We start from the raw sequence: 19323 nt of genomic DNA, 5'->3' as shown, positions 1-19323 counted from the left end.
GCAAGACAGCGCCCGGGACGCGTTTTACGCTTACCGGGCGTTTTTTTATCGCTCCTCACATCTCACCTTACGTAAGAAATCGCTCAGTGAACGGTCGGCGCACTCGCTGAAACGACGTTCGATCACCTTCACCTCCAGACAACGATCGAGACGAAAGTTACGATAATCACTGCGCAGTTCGCACCAGGCCACCAGCAGCCAACGCTCCCCCCAGAAAAATAGCCCCAGCGGCAGCACTTCACGCCGCGTTACCTGACCGGATTCATCCTGATAGTGAAGCTGCAACACCTGCTGATTGGATACGGCCTGATGGATAACGTCAAAATGGGTTTTAGCATAACGATGCGCGCCAAAGTCAGGGGCAAACAGCCGGGTCTGCTCCGCTTTGCGCCGCCGGTCTTCCGGCAAAATCGCCAGCATTTTTTCCTGAGCTGACTCCAACGACTGCGAAAGCGCATCTCCGCCCCAGGTCTTCAGTAGTCGAATCGCGGCGATTAGCGCTTCGGATTCTTTGCTGGTCAGCATCAGCGGCGGCAGATCATAGCCCGCCAGCAGACGATAACCGCTCCCGGCCTCGCCCTCAACCGGTACACCGGAGAGCGAGAGGTCGCGGATATCGCGATAGACGGTTCGCTCCGACACGCCCAACCGCTCCGCCAGCAGCGCCGCGGTGGTTAGCCGCCTGCCGCGCAGGATCTGTACAATCTGAAATAAACGGTCGGCGCGTCGGGTCATTTCTCGTTTCGCTAAATAGTCAGGTTAAGCCGGTTGATGCAAACCTACGCGGTTACCTTCGCTGTCGGTAAACAGGGCGATGGTGCCAATATCATTCGGCAGCGCCAGCGGGCCAAATACGCACGCTCCTCCCGCCGAGGCGATACGATCCAGCGTGGCGGCCAGGTTGTCGGTATGCAGATAAATAATAGCGCCCTGCGGCGATGGCGCGATACCGTCAAATTTAGCCAACGCGCCGCCGGGGGCCGGATCCTGATGCGGGAAGACGGCCAGGTCCGCACAATCCATGGTTTCACGACGCAGCGTCACCTGCATTACCGGCTCATAAAACGCGACGGCGCGATCCATATCAGCGACCGGAATTTCAAACCAGTTAATCACGTTATTCATACTTCCTCCTGCTCGTTAGTGAGTTCAGAAGCAGTGTACGAGAGGGCTCCTGACAGCATACTGTCAGCAGGTTTCAGGCAGGCAAAAAAAATCCCGGCCATCGAGGCCGGGATTGCTTTATCTCAACTGAACTCTATTACGGCAGAATAGACGGCTGATCCGCCCCTTCTTTTTCGACCTTCTGCTGGATCAGATGCTCGCGCTTCATGCCCAGTTTCAACGCCAGTGCGGACGCGACGTAGATAGAAGAAGCCGTACCGATGGAAACACCGATCAGCATGGTCAGCGAGAAGCCTTCCAGAATCGGGCCGCCGAAGAGGAACAGCATCAGGATCACCATCAGGGTGGTACCGGAGGTGATCAAGGTACGATGCAGCGTCTGGGTCAACGACACGTTAAAGATTTCGTACGGCGTACCGCGACGGATCTTACGGAAGTTTTCACGGATACGGTCCGACACCACGATACTATCGTTCAACGAGTAACCAATTACCGACATCAGTGATGCGACGATGGTCAGGTCAATCTCGATGTGGAACAACGACAGTACGCCCATGGTAATCACCACGTCGTGCGCCAGTGCAATAACGACCCCTGCCGCCAGTCGCCATTCAAAGCGGAAGCCGACATAGATAAGGATACACACCAGCGCCGCAATCAGCGCCAGAGCGCCGGTTTGCGCAAGGTCCGCGCCCACGCTCGGGCCAACGAACTCAATACGTTTCACCGTCGCGCTTTGGCTGGTCGATTCGTTAATCACGTTAACGACTTTGCTGCCCAGCTCCTGGCTGCCGTTGGCATCGTGTACCGGCGGCATACGCACCATGATGTCGCGGCTGCTGCCGAAGTTCTGCAACTGCGGCTCCTCAAAGCCCGCTTTCTGCAGCGAATCGCGCAGCTGGTCCATATCAACCGGTTTTTCGAGGGTAATTTCAATCACCGTACCGCCGGTGAAATCGAGACCCCAGTTAAACCCGCGGACGCCGATGATGGCGATCGACACAATCAGCAGAAAACCTGAAATGCCGAAGGCCCAGTAGTCCCAGCGCATAAAGTCCCAGACTTTACGGCCGTGGTTCAATTGTTCAACAGTATATTCCTGTGCCACAACGCACTCCTCAGATAGACAGCTTTTTAACGCGCTTGCCGCCGTACAGCAGGTTCACGATGGCACGGGTGCCGACGATAGCGGTAAACATTGAGGTCGCGATACCGATACCGGTAGTAATCGCAAACCCTTTAATGGCACCGGTACCGACCGCGTACAGGATGATAACCTTAATTAGCGTCGTCACGTTGGCGTCGAAGATAGAGCTAAATGCGCCCTTATAACCTTCGTCAATCGCCTGCTGAACGGTACGTCCGTTGCTCAGCTCTTCTTTGATACGCTCGTTAATCAGTACGTTAGCATCGACCGCCACCGCAAGGGTTAAGACGATACCCGCGATACCCGGCATGGTCAGCGTTGCCCCAGGAATCAGGGACATAATGCCGACAATCAGCACCAGGTTAGCAATCAGCGCGGAAGTCGCAATCAGGCCGAACTTCTTATAGAAGAAGATCATGAACAGGATAGAGACCACCAGACCGGCCAGACACGCTTCCAGGCCCTGCTTGATGTTCTGCATACCCAGAGTTGGGCCGATAGTACGCTCTTCAACGATCTGAATCGGCGCAATCAGGGCGCCCGCACGCAGCAGCAGAGAAAGCTGACGCGCTTCGGTCGGGTTGCTGATACCGGTGATACGGAAGCTATTGCCAAGGCGAGACTGGATATTGGCGATGTTAATCACCTCTTCCTCTTTCGCAAGGATAGCGCGACCGTTGGCATCTTTCTTACCGCTGTCTTTGTACTCCACGAACAGGGTCGCCATCGGTTTACCGATATTGTCCTTGGTGAAGTTAGACATGATGTTGCCACCCGCGCTATCGAGCGAGATGTTAACCTGCGGCTGGTTGTACTCGTCCATGCTGGAAGTGGAGTCAGTGATATGGTCGCCGGTCAGGATCACGCGCTTATACAGCACCACCGGACGGCCTTCACGGGTATCTTTCACTTCCGAATCGCCCGGTACGCGGCCAGAAGCGGCTGCGGACTGATCGACGTTGGTGTTCACCAGACGGAATTCCAGCGTCGCGGTCGCGCCAAGGATTTCCTTCGCACGCGCGGTATCCTGGATACCCGGCAGTTCAACCACGATACGGTCGGAACCCTGACGCTGCACCAGCGGTTCGGCCACGCCGAGCTGGTTTACACGGTTACGCAGAATGTTGATGTTCTGCTGAACGGCGTATTCACGGGCTTCTTTCAGACGTTCGTCGGTCATCACCGCTTTCAGCGCATTGTTACCCTGGCTTGAAATAACCAGATCGCGATGGCGCGGGCTGAGATAAGAGATAGCCTGATCGCGCGCCGCGCTGTCGCGGAAGACGATGCTCAGACCGTAGTTGTCTTCCTTACGCACGGTGGAGTAAGGAATGCCTTTGTCACGTAGCTCGCTGCGCAGGCTATCGATGTTTTGTTCCTGCAGTTTGCCTAATGCGGTGTCCATGTCAACTTCCATCAGGAAGTGCACGCCGCCGCGTAGGTCAAGACCCAGCTTCATCGGCTCGGCATACATCGCCGCCAGCCAGCGCGGGGTAGCAGGAGCAAGGTTTAGCGCCACGACGTATTTGTCACCCAGCAGGTTAACCAGCGCTTCACGCGCCCGCAGCTGAGTGTCGGTGGTGTCGAAGCGCGCAAGAATTGCGCCCTCTTCCAGTGCCACAGACTTCGCGGTGATTTTTTCTTCTTGTAAAGTTTTCTGGACCTGGATCAGCGTTTGCTCACTGGCGGCGACGCCGCGCGCGCCAGTGATTTGAACAGCCGGATCCTCACCATACAGGTTGGGAAGCGCGTAAATCAGGCCGACGATAATCACGACGACCAGCATCACGTACTTCCACAAAGGATAACGGTTTAACACGGCAGTTCCCTTAGGGAAAATGGTAATTACAGCGCCTTCATGGTGCCTTTCGGCAGAACGGCAGCTACGAAGTCACGTTTGATAACCACTTCGGTGGTATCGTTCAGCGCGATAGCGATGTAGCCGTTTTCCGCGACTTTAGTCACACGACCAACCAGACCACCGTTAGTCAGGACTTCATCACCTTTGGCGATGGAGTTCATCAGATTCTTGTGCTCTTTAGTACGTTTCTGCTGTGGGCGCAGGATCATGAAGTAAAAAATCAGACCGAACACCACCAGCATCAGAATCAGAGACATTGGGCTGCCCTGCGCCGGCGCGCCGGTTGCTGCTACCGCATCAGAAATAAAAAAGCTCATTGAAATTCCCTCATTATTAAAATTAATCAACGTTCAAAGGAGGAACGGAACGCCCCTGACGTTGGTAAAAATCGGTCACGAAGCTCTCTAATTTACCCTCTTCGATAGCCTTGCGTAAACCAGCCATTAAACGCTGATAGTAGCGCAGGTTATGAATGGTATTGAGGCGCGCGCCCAATATTTCGTTGCAACGATCAAGATGATGCAAGTAAGCACGTGAATAATTGCGACACGTATAGCAATCGCACTCGGCATCCAGCGGCGATGTATCGCTTTTATGCTTCGCGTTGCGGATTTTCACTACGCCATCGGTCACAAACAGATGGCCGTTACGCGCGTTGCGCGTCGGCATAACGCAGTCAAACATATCGATGCCGCGACGTACCCCTTCCACCAGGTCTTCCGGTTTCCCGACGCCCATCAGGTATCGCGGTTTATCTGCCGGGATCTGCGGGCAAACGTGCTCCAGGATACGGTGCATGTCTTCCTTCGGCTCGCCGACAGCCAAACCGCCGACAGCGTAGCCATCAAAGCCAATCTCTACCAGACCTTTCACCGAGATATCTCGTAAATCTTCGTAAACGCTGCCCTGAATGATGCCAAAGAGCGCGTTTTTGTTGCCGAGGCCATCGAAACGGTCACGGCTGCGCTTGGCCCAGCGCAGAGACATTTCCATCGAACGCTTAGCGTAATCCCAGTCTGCCGGGTACGGCGTACATTCGTCGAAGATCATTACGATATCGGAACCGAGATCGTACTGAATCTCCATCGATTTTTCCGGATCGAGGAAAATCGGATCGCCGTTGATCGGATTGCGGAAGTGCACGCCCTGCTCGGTGATCTTACGGATATCGCCAAGGCTGAAGACCTGGAAGCCGCCGGAATCGGTGAGGATCGGCCCTTTCCACTGCATGAAATCATGCAGATCGCCGTGCAGCTTCATGATTTCCTGGCCCGGGCGCAGCCACAGGTGGAAGGTGTTGCCGAGGATGATTTGCGCGCCGGTGGCTTCAACTTCTTCCGGCGTCATCCCTTTGACGGTGCCGTAGGTACCCACGGGCATAAAGGCTGGCGTTTCAACTACGCCGCGATCAAACACCAAACGGCCGCGACGCGCGCGGCCATCGGTGGTATCAAGTTCAAATTTCATTATTGCTCCTGCGTCAGAAAAACAGTCCGACGTTTAAATACTCGCCACGGAATGATTCCGTGGCTAAAAAATGCGTCAAGGCGTCAGAAAGCCGGCGTGCCGGGCTTTTTAGGGACGCTCAGAAATAGCCTGCGGATTGTACGTGATAAACATCGCGTCCCCGTAGCTAAAAAAGCGATATTTTTGTTCTACCGCAGCCTTATAGGCGTTCATGGTGTGCTGATAGCCAGCGAAAGCGGAGACCAACATAATCAGTGTGGATTCAGGGAGATGGAAGTTAGTCACCAGCGCATCGATGACTTTGTACTGATATCCCGGATAGATAAAGATCTGCGTATCGGCAAAGAACGGCTCAATCAGGCCATTTTTAGCCGCCTGCGCCGCGCTTTCCAGCGAACGCACGGAAGTGGTGCCGACGGCGATGACGCGGTTACCGCGCGCTTTCGCCGCCAGAACCGCATCAACCACATCCTGCGGCACCTCCGCATATTCTGAGTGCATGATGTGCTCTTCGATGCTGTCGACGCGCACCGGCTGGAAGGTCCCCGCGCCAACGTGCAGCGTCACAAACGCCATCTCAATGCCTTTAGCGCGCAGTTTTTCCAGCAGCGGGTCGTCAAAATGCAAGCCGGCGGTCGGCGCGGCGACCGCGCCCGGCTTGGTGCCGTAAACTGTCTGGTACAGCTCGCGATCGGCGTCTTCGTCCGGGCGGTCGATATACGGCGGCAGCGGCATATGACCGATGCTGTTCAGGATATCGAGCACCGGGCGCTCATCGTTGAACTCAACTTCAAACAGTGCGCCGTGGCGCGCCAGCATTGTGGCGTTAATGCTTTCGTCATCGCCTAACAGCAGCTCCGCCCCCGGCTTCGGCGCTTTAGAGGCGCGAATATGTGCCAGAATACGTTTATCATCCAGCATTCGCTCGACCAGCACTTCAATCTTGCCGCCGCTGGCTTTACGGCCAAACAGACGCGCCGGGATCACCCGGGTGTTGTTAAAGACCAGCAGATCGCCAGGGTTGAGCTTATCGAGCAGATCGGTGAAAGTACCGTGCGTCAGCGCGCCCGTCGGCCCGTCCAGCGACAGCAAGCGGCAGCTACTGCGCTCCGGCTGCGGATAGTGAGCAATCAGGGATTCAGGTAATTCAAAGGAAAAATCGGTAACGCGCATGACGATGACTCAGACTAAATAAAGAGGCGGGTAGTCTAGTGCCGGGCGGGTCTTCCTGCAACCGTTACCCTATTCAACGCTGGATATAATAGCGGAATACCATGATTAACCAGCAAGAACGGCATGACCGTGTGAAGGATTGAAGTCGATATGAATTTTCTCGCGCATTTACATCTCGCCCATCTTGCGGATAGCTCGCTGCCGGGCAACCTGCTGGCCGATTTTGTCCGTGGTAACCCGCAGGGCGAGTATCCTGCGGATGTGGTTGACGGCATTTATATGCATCGGCGTATAGATGTAATGACCGACAATCTGGCGGAAGTTAAAACGGCGCGCGAATGGTTTCGCCCCGAGACCCGCCGCGTCGCGCCAATTTCCCTCGACGTCATGTGGGATCATTTCCTGTCGCATCACTGGGCGCAGCTGTCGCCGGATCTGCCGCTAAACGAGTTTGTGCGCTACGCCCACGCGCAGGTAGCGCAAATTCTGCCGGATTCGCCGCCGCGCTTTGTTAATCTCAATGAATATATGTGGTCCGAACGCTGGCTGGAACGTTATCAGGATATGGAATTCATTCAGCGCGTCCTGAACGGTATGGCCAGTCGCCGCCCGCGCCTCGATGCGCTGCGTGATTCATGGTACGACCTTGATAACCACTATGGGCAACTGGAGCAGCAATTCTGGCGTTTTTATCCGCGAATGATGGAGCAGGCGAAAAAGAGAACGCTGTAAAACCTTGCGCTTTCTCACAAAACGATTATTCTGAAAGCGCTATTGAATAATTATCAATAGGCAAAATCTATCTCATCGATTGTCAGTGCCGCATTGAGTTCCTGCCCGCCTCTGCCTATACTGGCCCGCGTTGCGTTCCAATTAACCTTAGTAATAACAGGAGAATCATATGGTTCTGGTTACTCGTCAGGCTCCGGACTTTACCGCTGCAGCAGTATTAGGTAACGGCGAAATCGTTGAGAAATTCAACTTCAAACAGCACACCAACGGTAAAGCTACCGTCCTGTTCTTCTGGCCAATGGATTTCACTTTCGTTTGCCCGTCTGAACTGATCGCTTTCGACAAGCGCTACGAAGAATTCCAGAAACGCGGCGTAGAAGTGGTTGGCGTTTCCTTTGACTCCGAGTTCGTTCACAACGCATGGCGTAACACCCCGGTAGACCAGGGCGGTATTGGCCCGGTTAAATACGCGATGGTTGCCGACATCAAACGTGAAATTCAGAAAGCTTACGGCATCGAGCATCCGGACGAAGGCGTTGCGCTGCGCGGTTCCTTCCTGATCGACGCTAACGGCATCGTTCGCCACCAGGTTGTTAACGACCTGCCGCTGGGCCGTAACATCGACGAAATGCTGCGTATGGTTGACGCGCTGCAGTTCCACGAAGAGCACGGTGAAGTTTGCCCGGCTCAGTGGGAAAAAGGAAAAGAAGGTATGGCCGCTTCTCCGGAAGGCGTAGCTAAATACCTGACCGAAAACGTATCCAGCCTGTAATCGGCTAGACGTTTCCATAAAAAGGCTCGCAAATGCGAGCCTTTTTTGTGCCTGTTATATTCGCTGTGAGCCCGGTAAGCGCAGCGCCACCGGGCAAAAGTATCAGAACGCGAAGCAAGAACAGCCTAATACGCCCCAGAAAGCCTGCTCATCCGCCACCGGAATCGACGACTTGCGCGCAATATCATGCTGATGTCCGTGCACGCCGCAGCTGCCGCAGCACTGGTGCATCTGCACCACCGCGCCAATCTTCGCGGCCGCAGGCGGCGCCGAGCGATAATGCCCTGGCACTTTTACCACCGGCGACCACTCCGGCAATACCGGAATTGGCGGCGGCGCCAGCGGCGAGAAATGGCCGGCCGCGTACACCACCTTGCCATCAACGATGGTCAATACCGACTCAATACCTTTAATTTCCTCTTCCGCAACGCTGAAGTAGTCTTTTGACAGCACCACCAGGTCAGCCAGTTGCCCTTTCTCAATGCGTCCTTTTTTACCCTGCTCGCTGGAGAACCATGCGCTACCGGCGGTCCATAGCTCAAGGGCGACGTCGCGCGGCAAACGGTTGTTATCGTCGTACATCGCCATGCCGCCGACGGTACGTCCGGAAACCAGCCAGTACAGCGCGGTCCACGGGTTATAACTGGCGACGCGGGTCGCATCGGTACCCAAGCCTACCGGTACGTCCAGTTCCAGCATTTTCGCCACCGGCGGCGTATGTTTCACCGCCTCTTTGCCGTAGCGATCGACGAAATACTCGCCCTGGAAAGCCATCCGGTGCTGCACCGCGATACCGCCGCCTAGCGCCTTCACGCGTTCAATATTACGTTCGGTGATGGTCTCGGCGTGATCGAAGAACCAGTGCAGGCCGTTAAACGGAATATCGCGGTTCACCTTCTCGAACACATCCAGCATTCGGCTAATCGACTCATCGTAGGTGGCATGCAGACGGAAAGGCCAGCGGTGTTCCACCAGATGACGCACCACCCGCTCCAGCTCATCTTCCATGCCTTGCGGCAGATCCGGCCGCGGCTGCAGGAAATCTTCAAAATCCGCCGCCGAGAAGACCAGCATTTCACCTGCGCCGTTGGCACGATAGAAATCGGTGCCCTGCCCCGGCTTCAGCATATCGGTCCAGCGCTCGAAATCGTCCAGCTCCTGCTTCGGCCGCTGGGTAAAGAGGTTGTAGGCGATACGAACGGTCATCTGCTCTTTGGCGTGCAGTTGCTCGATAATTTCGTAATCTTCCGGGTAGTTCTGGAAACCACCGCCGGCATCGATGGCGCTGGTTAATCCTAAACGGTTCAGTTCGCGCATAAACTGGCGCGTGGAGTTGACCTGCAGCTCAAGCGGCAGCTTCGGTCCTTTGGCCAGCGTCGCATACAAGATCATGGCATTAGGTTTGGCGATCAGCATCCCGGTCGGGTTGCCGTTGTTATCGCGAACGATCTCGCCGCCCGCCGGGTCCGGCGTCTCTTTGGTATAGCCAACGGCTTTCAGCGCCGCGCGGTTAAGCAGCGCGCGATCGTACAGATGCAGCACGAATACCGGCGTGTCAGGCGCCGCTTCATTCAGCTCTTCCAGCGTCGGCATGCGGCGTTCGGCAAACTGGAATTCGCTCCAGCCGCCGACCACCCTCACCCACTGCGGCGACGGTGTGCGATCGGCCTGATCTTTTAGCATACGCAGCGCATCCGCCAGCGATGGCACGCCTTCCCAGCGCAGCTCGAGGTTATAGTTCAGGCCGCCACGAATCAGGTGCAGGTGGGAGTCGTTAAGACCTGGGATCACCGTATGGCCTTTAAGATCGACAATTTGCGTCCCCTCGGCGGCGAACGTCATGATTCGATCGTGGCTTCCGGTCGCTAGAATTTTTCCATCGGCGATGGCCACGGCTTCCGCCAGTGGATTCGCGCGGTCGAGTGTATGAATCTGACCGTGGGTCAGAATCAGTGTGGCAGTTTGCGACATAACGCACTCCTTTAAGCTGGTTGAGCTAGTTTTTTTTCAACCAACCGGCAAACAGACGGGTCACGATAGGCATCCACAACCAGACCACCAACGCGACCACAAGGGCATCGTTAATCAGATGCAGTAACAAGCTTCCTCGTAACTCCGGTAGCGCCATGCCGGTCAGCCATGGTACCAGGTTGGTACTTGGGAAGATGACCAGCAGGGTTATCAGGAACTGTTTCCAGCGCAGCGGCTGGCGAATATTGGCCGCAGGCGGGGTAAACCAGAACGCCGGTTCGGTGCGGATTTCGGTACGATCGCCATCATTGAGAAACGGCGCGATTTCCGCGACTAATTCACGACGGATTTCCGACTGCGTCCAGGCGTAGAGATGTTCAATGGTGTCGAAGCGAATTATCACGCTCCAGAGATTTTGCCCGGCCGCCGGACGGATCACGTTGGCGCCAAGATGGCCGGGAAACTCCGCCGCAACCGGCATGATTTTGCCCAACCATGCTTCATACCGCTGGCCGTTTTGTGGATCGAGATGATGACTGATGACCAGCGTCACTGATTTCTGTTGCGCCATTAAGAGTTCCTTGCTTCAGGGGAATGACGGGATTTCTCCCGCCATCAGCCATAAATGACAATACACAAAATCATTCATGCCGCATTGAGGCGGCAAGATTGCCCGCCCTCGAGCGCTGACATCAGCCAGTGACCGGGGCGGGCAAGCGAAGCCAACAAAGAGGCAGCTTGTAGGATGAAGTGTTTTAGGCTTTACGTTCCGGCGCGCCGTGCACCATGGTATAAGCATAATCCACGCCCATACCGTAGGCGCCGCTATGTTCGCGAACCAGATCCATCACCGCGTCATAAGTCTCTTTACGTGACCAGTCGCGCTGGTACTCCAGCAGGACCTGCTGCCAGGTCACCGGTACCGCGCCGGCCTGCACCATACGGTCGATGGCGCGCTCGTGAGCGTCAACGGAGGTACCGCCGGAGGTATCGGTTACCACGTACACTTCATAACCTTCTTCCAGCGCCATCAGCGCCGGGAAGGTCAGGCACACTTCAGTCCACAGCGCGGAAATAATCAGTTTTTTACGTCCAGTGGCTTTCACCGCATTAACAAAACCGGTGTCTTCCCAGGAGTTCATAGAAGTACGTTCAATCGGTTTCACTTCAGGATGAACCGCCAGCAGTTCTGGCCAGATATAGCCGCTGAAGCTTTTGGTTTCGACAGAGGTATAAATAACCGGAACGTTAAAAATCTTGCCCGCTTTGGCCAACGCGACGGTGTTATTTTTCAGCGTCTGGCGATCAATATTGGCCACACCAAAAGCCATTTGCGGCTGGTGGTCAATAAAAATAAGGGTGGAATTAGACGGATCAATCAGTTCACGAATAGACATAACACATCCTATTAATCAATTAGTTAGGAAGATAATACACTGCCGTTGTGCTGTGCTGATTGTGGCCAATAACGCATGATGAGTATAGTCAGTAATTTCTAACGAGTTATTAAAGAAATCTTTCCGTTTTAATTCACTTGAGTAAAAATAGTGACCGTTTGAATAATTAAAAAAAGACTAATCAAAAAATTAATGGGAACTGTTCTAATTTATTCACTGGAATTGAACATCGGCCTTCGGTAAAACAACGTTATTATTAGACTGGCGGATCGAGACTAATGCGTTTAAACCTTGATGTACTTTTGATTCTTGATGCTCTGGATAGGCATGGCTCGTTCGCGCTGGCGGCGGAGTCGCTATTTAAAACCCCCGCCGCGCTGAGCTATATGATCCAAAAACTGGAAAACGATCTAAACATCAGTCTGCTGGATCGTTCCGGACACCGGGCGAAATTTACCGATACCGGTAAAATGATGCTGGAAAAGGGGCGCCTGTTGCTCAATGCCGCCAACGATCTGGAAAAACAGGCGCAGCTGCTGAGTTCCGGCTGGGAGCGGGATCTGGCGATTGCGCTGGACGACTCTTTTCCTTTCCAGGCCCTATTGCCGCTGATTGAAAAGTTTTACGCGCAATATCCGCAAACCCGGCTCAACTTTACCCACCATACCCTGGCGGGCTCATGGGAAGAGCTGACTCACAACGGCGCGGATATTATTCTTGGGGCGATTAACGAACCGCCGACTTCAGCGGAATGGTCGTGGAAAATGCTCGGCGCGATGGACAACGTGTTCGTTGTCGCGCCCGGCCACCCGCTGGCGGCAACGACCCAGCCGCTGACCAACAAACAACTCAGCCTGCATCGCGCGGTGGTTATTAGCGATAGCGCCCGCTACTGTCATCCACTGAACAGCAACCTGCTCGATGAGCAGGAGCAAATCCGGGTAGATGATTTCGCCACCAAAGTCGCGCTCCTGCGCGCCGGTTTGGGATGCGGATTCCTGCCCCGCCACATCGCCCTCCCGTGGCTGGAGAGCGGTGAGTTGCTGGAGAAACCGGTGATTTCGAGCCGTGAGAAAGATATAACCTATATGGCCTGGCGTAGCGGCAATAACGGTCTGGCTCAGCGCTGGTGGCGAGAGGCTATTCTCGAAGACAGCTGTCTGAGCCAGCTCTACCGTTAACGGCTACACCAGACGCTTGCGGAAATCGCGGGCAAACTCAGCACATCATCGTGCATGTCGCCCGCGCCTTCTTTTCGCTGCCACGTTTTCCCCTCCAGCAAAGGCGATGCGTCGATTACCACCTCGCAGGCATGACCGCGGTTTATCGCCACCAGCACCCGCTGCTGTTTGTAAACGCGAACAAAGATCACCACGTTATCTTCCGCATAGATGACCTGGCAGCCGCCATAGCGCAGCGCCTGATGCCCCTTACGCAAGATGGTCATACGCTTATATAACGCCAACAAGTTTTCATCCTGCAGCGCCGGATCCCATGGAAAGGGTTTACGGCAGAAGGGATCGTTGTTGCCATCGACGCCGACTTCGTCACCATAGTAAATACACGGAACGCCCGGCCAACAGAACAGCCAGACCACCGCCAGCGGCAGTCGCGCCACATCCTTACCCAGCAAGGATTTAAAACGCGCGGTATCGTGGCTGCCCAGTTGGTTAAACATCCGCAATTGCTGCTGATGCGACAGCCCGGCGCGATAGTTGTCCATCCACGCCATACAGGTTTGCGCATCGATGTGCTGCGGATCGTAGGAAATATCGGTATTGGCGAGGAACCCCCACAGCGGGAAGGTAAAACCGCGATAGTTCATCGCCGCGTCTTCGGCATCAGCCTGCAGCCACTGACGCGCATCGCCAAAATGTTCGCCGAATACAAAAGCCTCCGGCTGCTCCCGCTTCGCCGCCTGGGTAATGCCGGCAATATGGCGCAGGTTGTTGCGCGCCCCGCCCTCTTCGCCCAACATATGCACCACGTCCAGCCGCCAGCCGTCCATACTCCACGGCGCTTTTAACCAGTGGCGCACCACGCTGTCTTCACCCGCATAGATTTCGTTAACCAGGCTCGATGAACGGTAGTCAAGTTTTGGCAGACTGGCGTAACCCAGCCAGTTATGCGCCACCCCGTCCGGGGAAAAATTAAACCACTCACGCCACGGTGAATCCGGCTGATGGCAGGCGCCGTTGCTCGCCTGCTGGTGGCGATCGAACCACGGGTGCGAGTCACCGGTATGGTTAAACACGCCGTCGAGGATCAGGCGCATCCCTTCACGCTGCGTATTGTGGCGCAGGCGCAGCAGCGCGGCATCGCCACCGAACTGCGGATCGACACGGCGATAATCAGCGGTATCGTATTTATGTACGCTGGGCGCGACGAATACCGGATTGAGATACAGCGCGGTCACGCCAAGCTGCTTCAGATAAGGAAGCTTCTCGCTAATACCGTCGAGGTCGCCGCCATAAAAGGTCGAACCGCCCGCCTCGCCGGTTAACGGCTCATCCCACGCTTTTAGCACAATATCCTGACCGGCCGCATGGTGGTAATAAACCTCGTCCTGCCCGGCTTCTCGCGCCTCGCTACGGGCGAAACGATCGGGGAAAATTTGATAAAAGACCTGATCGGCGACCCACTGCGGGCCGCTATCCGGCACATCAACCGCAAACTGCTCCAGCCTCGCGGGCGGGAAACGCTGGAATCCCTGCGGCGTAAACCACAACTGACGGTCCGCCCACAGCAGCTTAAAGCTATAGCGGCGGCGCGGCTGGCCGTTCATCAGGTTTATCTCTCCACGCCAGGCGACGACATCGGCGTGTGGGGATTGGCGCAGGCGCTGCATGGGCAACGACAGCTCTTCATTGTCTTCTTCCGCGCGCAGCGTAATTCGCTGCGGCATTGTTTCGCCGCTTAGCCACAATGTGATAACGAGTCGTTCCTGCTGCTCTTTAATAAAAGGAGCAACCGGCAGGTGCCAGGCCTTCAACATCATCATTCCTCTTTTTGCGTAATGGCCACACCTTGCCACAGTGAACAGGCGTATAACTCATCATCAATAGAATAATTGGGGGAGGAGAAAGGAGGAGGATGTGATTTTTCCGGGCCGCGGCAAAGCCGGACCCGGAAGAGTGGAGAATTACTGCGCCTGCGCTAACTGGCGATCGCGGCGGGTCTTAATTTTCCAGCCAACCAGCAGCAGCACGATCCACGCAAAGCCGACGTACAGCGAAATGCGGGTATCCGGATGGTAGCCGATAAGCGCGATGATAAAGACCAGGAACAGCAGGCCGACCACGGTGGTGGCCACGCCGCCCGGTACTTTAAACTTCAGCGCTTTCACCTCTTCCGGCGACAGGCGGCGACGGAAAGCGATTTGCGACAGCAGGATCATAATCCACACCCACACCGTGGCGAAGGTCGCCAGCGAAGCAATTACCAGGAAGACGTTTTCCGGCATGATGTAGTTGAGATAGACCGCAAACAGCAGCGCCACGGTCATCACCAGCACCGTCACCCACGGCGTACCGCGACGCGACGTTTTGGCGAACACTTTCGGCGCGCTCCCCTGCTCGGCCATTCCGTGCAGCATACGGCCAACGCCGAATACGTCGCTGTTAATCGCCGATAGCGAGGCGGTTAACACCACGAAGTTCAGGATGCCGGCGGCAAAGGTAATTCCCATATGCTGGAAGGTCAACACGAACGGGCTGCCGTTAGTCCCCACCAGGTTCCAGGGATAGATAGACATAATGACGAACAGCGTCCCCACGTAGAACACCAGGATACGCATCGGCACCGAATTAATCGCCCGCGGAATGGATTTTTCCGGATCCTTCGCTTCACCGGCGGTGATACCGATAATCTCAATTCCGCCGTAGGCGAACATCACCATCTGCAGCGACATCACCATCCCCAGCCAGCCGTTACTGAAGAAGCCGCCGTTACTCCATAAGTTATGAATACCGGTTGGCTGACCGCCGTTGCCGATACCCCAGATGATGATGCCGAAACCGGCAAGGATCATGATGATAATCGTGGCGACTTTAAAGAATGAGAACCAGAACTCCAGTTCGCCGAACACCTTCACGCTCATCAGATTGACGGCGCAGATAATCAGCACCACGCTTAGTACCCATATCCAGTGCGGCACCGCCGGGAACCAGACGCCCATATAGATACCGAAGGCGGTCACGTCGGCAATCGCGACGATCAGGATTTCAAAACAATAGGTCCAGCCGGTGATATAGCCGGCCAGTCCGCCGAGGTTCTCCTGCGCATAACGCGAGAAAGAGCTGGCGGAAGGGTTATGCACCGACATTTCGCCCAGCGCGCGCATGATGATATACGCCGCCACGCCGCCGATAATGTATGCCAACAATACGCTCGGCCCCGCCATTTTAATGGCGTCTGCCGAACCATAGAACAGGCCGGTACCAATAGCGGAACCAAGGGCCATAAAGCGAATGTGCCGGGTACTTAGCCCGCGCTTAAGCTTGTTACTACTTTCCATCGTGTTCCATGCCGTTTTTCTCGTTTGTGCTTTGCGGGGGCAAAACGCAAAAGGGAATGACCAAAAAAACAAAAAACCACGGGACCTTAAGTCCCGTGGTTAAACACCTGCGTAAAGCGTCGGTTAGTGGGCTTTTGAGACCACCGGGCTACCCGCTGCGCGATCGATGATCGCGGCCAGCACAGCCATCACCGCGGTTGGCAGCAACCATGCCAGACCTTGCGCTGCCAGCGGCAGGCTCGCGGTCCATTGCGGCAGGATATCTGCGAACGCCGATGCTTTAACACCGTCAATGATACCAAACATCAGGCTGATAAACATTGCCGGCGCGATAACGCGGGAGGAATTATGCCACCAACCGCGGGTAAAGCTTAATACCACCAGTGCGATACACGGCGGATAAATAGCGGTTAACACCGGAATCGAGATCTGAATCAGATGGCTGAGCCCCAGGTTAGAAACCGCCATGGAGAACAGGCCGAGAATAAACACCAGCGAACGATACGACAGCGGCAGATACTGCGCGAAGAACTCAGCGCAGGCGCAGGTCAGGCCAACCGCGGTGACCAGACAGGCGATAAATATCAATGCCGCCAGCAGGAAGCTGCCCGCGCCGCCGAAGGTATGCTGCACGTAGGAGTGCAGAATAGCCGCGCCGTTTGCCGACTGATCGACCAGCGTCGCGCTATCGGAACCCAGGCGGAACAGCGCCAGGTACAGCAGCGTCAGGCCCACGCCGGCCATCAGACCAGCCCAGACGGTGTAGCGAGTCAGCAATCGGGCTTCGCTAACGCCGCGGGAACGCGCGGCATTGACGATAACGATACCGAAGACCATCGCCCCCAGCGTGTCCATGGTCAGATAGCCATTGACGAAACCATTAGAGAACGGCGCGGTACGATAGGCTTCCATCGCGTCGCTAATCGGGCCAGCCGGCCAGATAACCGCGGCCACCGCGAGCACGACCAGGGCGATAATTTTCAGCGGCGCCAGGAAATTGCCGACGGTATCCAGCAGTTTGCCCGGATAGAGGGAAACCAGGATCACCAGCGCGAAATAGATAACGCTATAGATAAGCAGCGGCAGCGCGCCGTCGCCGGTCAGCGGAGCAATCCCCACTTCAAATGAAACGGTGGCGGTACGCGGGGTCGCGAACAGCGGCCCAACCGCCAGGTAGCACACCACGGCCAGCAGAATGCCCGCAACTTTGCCGATTGGCGAGCTCAGACGCTCAACGCCGCCGCCGACTTTCGCCAGCGCGACTACCGTTAGCACCGGCAAACCCACGGCGGTAATCAGGAAGCCAATGGCTGCGGTCCAGACGTGTTCGCCGGCCTGTAAGCCAACCATCGGAGGGAAGATAATGTTGCCTGCGCCAACGAACAGCGCGAAGGTCATAAAGCCCAGCGCGATGATGTCGCGAGATTTTAACTGATGGGTCATAAATTCATTACTGCCTGTGGATGTGGTGTTGTAAAAAACGGAAAAATACCGTGCCTTCCTTTCGGGATGATACAGCGGCCATTGCCTGTAAACTCAGCGAGATATGCTCTCGAAGCGGCGTGGAAAAGAATTGTTTTTTGAATTACCACGCAAAAGCAGTCTTACCGGGACTGCATAGGGGGCAATTTAAACGCTTATAACGTTTTAAAGCAAGGTGGGATCGTAAAACCAGATGATTATGCTAACTATGATTTTGAACCTGGATTAATTGACCATAACGACGCAAAACGCGTGGCTAATCATGCGAACAATAAATAACCAGGCGTTCGTTTAATACGCAACGAAAAGTTGACTGCAAATGAAAATGACCGGCCGAAGCCGGTCATTGGCAAGGAAAGCTGACAAACGCCGCCTCAGGCGCCATTTTTGGCAATTAAACGTTCCGGCAGCAGGAAGCTAAAGCGTGTTCCCTTCCCGACCGTACTTTCGATTTCCAGCCGGCTTTCGTGATGGCTAACCGCATGTTTCACGATAGCCAGCCCTAAACCGCTGCCGCCGGTTTGCCGGGAGCGCGCCTTGTCGACGCGGTAGAACCGCTCGGTTAGCCGGGGTAAATGTTCAGGCGCAATGCCCGGACCGTTGTCTTCAACGCTGAACAGCGCGCCGTGCGGCGCCCGCTGCCAACTGACGTGAATCTCAGTTCCCGCTGGCGTATGGTTAACGGCGTTGTACACCAGATTGGAAATCGCGCTGCGCAACTGCTCTTCGTTGCCCATCACCTGGAGCGTTTCGTCGACGCTAAAGTGCAGCTGATGCTTACCCTGGCTTAGCGTTTGCGCCTCGCGCTCAACCACCCGCAGCATCATCGGAACATCGATTTTATCGTTCATCGCCAGCACCGGCGCGGCTTCAATACGCGAGAGCGTCAGCAACTGCTTCACCAACCCTTCCATCCGCTGCGTTTGCTCACGCATGGTGTGCAGCGCTTTTTCCCGCGTCGGCCCTTCCAGCACCTGCTCCTGCATCATCTCGAGATAACCCTGCAGTACGGTGAGCGGCGTGCGCAGCTCGTGGCTAACGTTGGCGAAAAAGTTGCGCCGCGCGCCTTCCAGCTGGTGCATTTGCGTGACATCGCGCGCCACCATCAACCACTGTTTATCGCTATAAGGCATCACGCGAATTTCCAGATGACGGGCGTTATTGAGCACCAGATTAAGGGGCTTGGTGAAATCACGGTTTTTCAGATAGTTAGCAAACTCTGGGTAGCGCAGCAGGTTGAGGATATTCTGCCCGCTATCGTCCGGCCAGCGTAGATTAAGGATTTGTTGCGCCAGGCCATTACACCAAAAGATGGCGCCCTCTTCGGTGGTCAGCACCACCGCATCGGGTAAGGACTCCGCCCCGCTGCGAAAGCGCTTGATGAGGCTTCCCAGTTCGCGACGACGTTTTTTATTACGCATCTGCATTTGATGCAGACCATACAGCAGCGGTTCCCAACTGCCGCTTCCCGGCGGCGGCGTCATACTGCGATCGACCCACAGCCACCACGACAGACGTAACAAATTCCAGAAATGCCAAATAAGCAATCCGGTCACCGCCGCCAGTAAAAACCACGGCAGATGACCGAAAAACGCCCCGAGGATCAGGGCCGGGATACAACATAAGAAAAGCTCAAGCGCCAGCCTTTTCCATGACAGCCGTTCCAGCACGGGTCACACT

General features: G+C 55.5%; 17 protein-coding genes. 3 read left to right on the top strand and 14 right to left on the bottom strand.

What is annotated here, in order from left to right:
- Positions 1 to 45: 45 nt before the first annotated feature.
- The 7 genes from ABLU78_RS08850 to queA form a co-directional block, all read right to left on the bottom strand.
- Positions 46 to 735, bottom strand: coding sequence for a YafY family protein (locus ABLU78_RS08850; RefSeq protein WP_020079501.1), 690 nt, complete (start codon positions 733 to 735; stop codon positions 46 to 48).
- Between the two features lie 24 nt (positions 736 to 759).
- Entirely contained in the window at positions 760 to 1125 is a 366-nt protein-coding gene (locus ABLU78_RS08845; RefSeq protein ID WP_015367998.1) for a VOC family protein, read from the bottom strand.
- A 136-nt stretch (positions 1126 to 1261) separates the two neighbouring features.
- Positions 1262 to 2233, bottom strand: a complete 972-nt coding sequence (gene secF / locus ABLU78_RS08840) for a protein translocase subunit SecF (protein WP_015367999.1) — start codon at positions 2231 to 2233, stop codon at positions 1262 to 1264.
- 10 nt (positions 2234 to 2243) lie between these two features.
- Positions 2244 to 4091 carry a protein translocase subunit SecD gene (secD, locus tag ABLU78_RS08835; protein WP_015704558.1) on the bottom strand — a complete coding sequence of 616 codons (1848 nt, stop codon included), beginning with the start codon at positions 4089 to 4091 and terminating at the stop codon, positions 2244 to 2246.
- A 26-nt stretch (positions 4092 to 4117) separates the two neighbouring features.
- Positions 4118 to 4450: a preprotein translocase subunit YajC gene (gene yajC, locus ABLU78_RS08830; RefSeq protein ID WP_003859109.1), complete on the bottom strand. Its 333-nt coding sequence runs from the start codon at positions 4448 to 4450 to the stop codon at positions 4118 to 4120.
- Positions 4451 to 4472: 22 nt separating this feature from the next.
- The gene (gene tgt / locus ABLU78_RS08825; RefSeq protein WP_015368001.1) at positions 4473 to 5600 is read right to left on the bottom strand and encodes a tRNA guanosine(34) transglycosylase Tgt; all 1128 of its coding nucleotides are present in this window, start codon (positions 5598 to 5600) and stop codon (positions 4473 to 4475) included.
- 108 nt (positions 5601 to 5708) lie between these two features.
- Complete coding sequence (gene queA, locus ABLU78_RS08820; RefSeq protein WP_015368002.1) at positions 5709 to 6773, bottom strand: tRNA preQ1(34) S-adenosylmethionine ribosyltransferase-isomerase QueA; 1065 nt, start codon at positions 6771 to 6773, stop codon at positions 5709 to 5711.
- Positions 6774 to 6923: 150 nt separating this feature from the next.
- Between queA and acpH the strand changes: the two genes are divergently transcribed.
- Both acpH and ABLU78_RS08810 read left to right on the top strand, forming a co-directional pair.
- Positions 6924 to 7505, top strand: a complete 582-nt coding sequence (gene acpH / locus ABLU78_RS08815; protein WP_015704556.1) for an ACP phosphodiesterase — start codon at positions 6924 to 6926, stop codon at positions 7503 to 7505.
- 169 nt (positions 7506 to 7674) lie between these two features.
- Positions 7675 to 8277, top strand: a complete 603-nt coding sequence (locus ABLU78_RS08810) for a peroxiredoxin (protein ID WP_015368004.1) — start codon at positions 7675 to 7677, stop codon at positions 8275 to 8277.
- Positions 8278 to 8379: 102 nt separating this feature from the next.
- On the opposite strand, the gene ABLU78_RS08805 is transcribed toward ABLU78_RS08810, so the two are convergent.
- From ABLU78_RS08805 to ABLU78_RS08795, 3 genes are all read right to left on the bottom strand, one after another.
- Entirely contained in the window at positions 8380 to 10248 is a 1869-nt protein-coding gene (locus ABLU78_RS08805) for an amidohydrolase (RefSeq protein WP_032712727.1), read from the bottom strand.
- Positions 10249 to 10273: 25 nt separating this feature from the next.
- A complete protein-coding gene (locus ABLU78_RS08800; protein WP_048228418.1) occupies positions 10274 to 10819 on the bottom strand; it encodes an antibiotic biosynthesis monooxygenase in 546 nt (181 codons plus the stop codon).
- 184 nt (positions 10820 to 11003) lie between these two features.
- Positions 11004 to 11645, bottom strand: a complete 642-nt coding sequence (locus tag ABLU78_RS08795) for a hydrolase (RefSeq protein WP_015368007.1) — start codon at positions 11643 to 11645, stop codon at positions 11004 to 11006.
- Between the two features lie 278 nt (positions 11646 to 11923).
- Here ABLU78_RS08795 and ABLU78_RS08790 point away from each other — a divergent pair, with 278 nt between their 5' ends.
- Positions 11924 to 12826 (top strand): LysR family transcriptional regulator, encoded by a 903-nt coding sequence (locus ABLU78_RS08790; RefSeq protein WP_015704553.1) that lies wholly within the window; start codon positions 11924 to 11926, stop codon positions 12824 to 12826.
- Here ABLU78_RS08790 and malZ read toward each other — a convergent pair.
- The 4 genes from malZ to phoR form a co-directional block, all read right to left on the bottom strand.
- Positions 12823 to 14640 (bottom strand): maltodextrin glucosidase, encoded by a 1818-nt coding sequence (gene malZ, locus ABLU78_RS08785; protein ID WP_048228417.1) that lies wholly within the window; start codon positions 14638 to 14640, stop codon positions 12823 to 12825. The genes ABLU78_RS08790 and malZ overlap by 4 nt on opposite strands.
- Positions 14641 to 14787: 147 nt before the next feature.
- Positions 14788 to 16161 carry a proline-specific permease ProY gene (gene proY / locus ABLU78_RS08780; RefSeq protein ID WP_015368010.1) on the bottom strand — a complete coding sequence of 458 codons (1374 nt, stop codon included), beginning with the start codon at positions 16159 to 16161 and terminating at the stop codon, positions 14788 to 14790.
- A gap of 123 nt (positions 16162 to 16284) precedes the next feature.
- The gene (brnQ, locus tag ABLU78_RS08775; RefSeq protein WP_015368011.1) at positions 16285 to 17604 is read right to left on the bottom strand and encodes a branched-chain amino acid transporter carrier protein BrnQ; all 1320 of its coding nucleotides are present in this window, start codon (positions 17602 to 17604) and stop codon (positions 16285 to 16287) included.
- 413 nt (positions 17605 to 18017) lie between these two features.
- Complete coding sequence (gene phoR / locus ABLU78_RS08770) at positions 18018 to 19313, bottom strand: phosphate regulon sensor histidine kinase PhoR (protein ID WP_047076830.1); 1296 nt, start codon at positions 19311 to 19313, stop codon at positions 18018 to 18020.
- Between the last annotated feature and the right edge of the window lie 10 nt (positions 19314 to 19323).

This window comes from Klebsiella sp. JN_Kp122 (assembly GCF_040062085.1).
In the GTDB taxonomy this organism is placed as follows: Bacteria; Pseudomonadota; Gammaproteobacteria; order Enterobacterales; family Enterobacteriaceae; genus Klebsiella; species Klebsiella aerogenes.
This window is presented reverse-complemented; position numbering and strand designations above follow the sequence as displayed.